The 1,123-nt window shown below is 43.0% G+C and carries 1 protein-coding gene; it reads left to right on the forward strand.

Going from position 1 to position 1,123, the window contains the following annotated elements; genetic code table 11:
* Positions 1-863, forward strand: an 863-nt coding sequence (locus tag F6K53_RS44545) for a transposase (protein WP_293087409.1), incomplete at its 5' end; no start/stop codon positions are given.
* Positions 864-1,123 lie beyond the last annotated feature (260 nt).

The following is a 1,123-nucleotide window of genomic DNA, read 5'->3' on the forward strand; positions in this document are numbered from 1 at the left end:
TCTTTACTTTTCCTTCTTTATCTAAGAATCCTATAAATGGGAATATTTTGACTCTTCCAAAATTTGGCCAAGTCAAGATGATTTATCACCGACCTATCCCAGAAGGATTCAAGATAAAGACAGCTACTATCACCCGAAAAGCTGATGGCTATTATGTCACACTGTCAATTCAAGATGATACTGTACCAAAAATTATCCCAGTAGATAGTGTTACCAACCCTATCGGGATAGATATGGGACTCAAATCTTTCCTGGTAAAGTCTGATGGCTCAGAAGTGCCCATCCCCCAATACTACCGAAAAGCTCAAAAGCGACTAAAGAAAATTCAGAAAGCTGTCAGTAGATCGAAGAAAGGAAGTAATAACAGAAAGAAAGCTGTCAGCAATCTAGGAAAGGCTCATAAAAAAGTAGCTGACACTCGAAAAGATTTTCATTTTAAAACTGCAAAGAGGTTATTGGATGAGCACGATTTAGTAGCTCACGAGAAACTCAACATTAAAGGTCTGACTAGAACTAAACTAGCTAAATCTGTATTAGATGCTGGATGGGGGCAATTTCTGTCTATTTTGTCAGTCAAAGCCGTTCGCGTAGCGTGGCCTACGGCCATAAATGCTGGACTGATCACGAAGGCAGTAAACCCCAGAAATACCAGTCAAAACTGTTCTAACTGTGGAGCAAAAGTCCCTAAAGAATTAAAAGACCGCATCCACTCTTGTACTCACTGTGGTTTTACAGCGGATCGTGATGTGAATGCGGCAATAAACATATTGGATTTGGCGGTGGGACGTCCCGTCAGAAGTAAAGCTTGCCGAGTAACCGAAGGAATACCTGGTGTTGGCAAGAAGCCCGCGTTGTCCCGTTAGGGCAACGTCGGGAGTACGTCACTCTGGATTTTAGGGAGCAGGGAGCAGGGAGTAGGGAGTAGGGATAAAGCCCCTTAATCAGGGAGTTTCACCTATTAGCGACTCCATTAATACGAATTGCTAAAACCGTAAGTATTCAGCTATCAGCTATCAGCTATCAGCTATCAGCTATCAGCTATCAGCTATCAGCTATCAGCTAATGCGCACGCTACTTGAGGTGCTACAGATGGTGCTTTTGAATAAGCGATGCCTCAGGTGCG

The sequence above is a fragment of the Moorena sp. SIO4A1 genome, from assembly GCF_010672065.1.
Lineage (GTDB): Bacteria > Cyanobacteriota > Cyanobacteriia > Cyanobacteriales > Coleofasciculaceae > Moorena.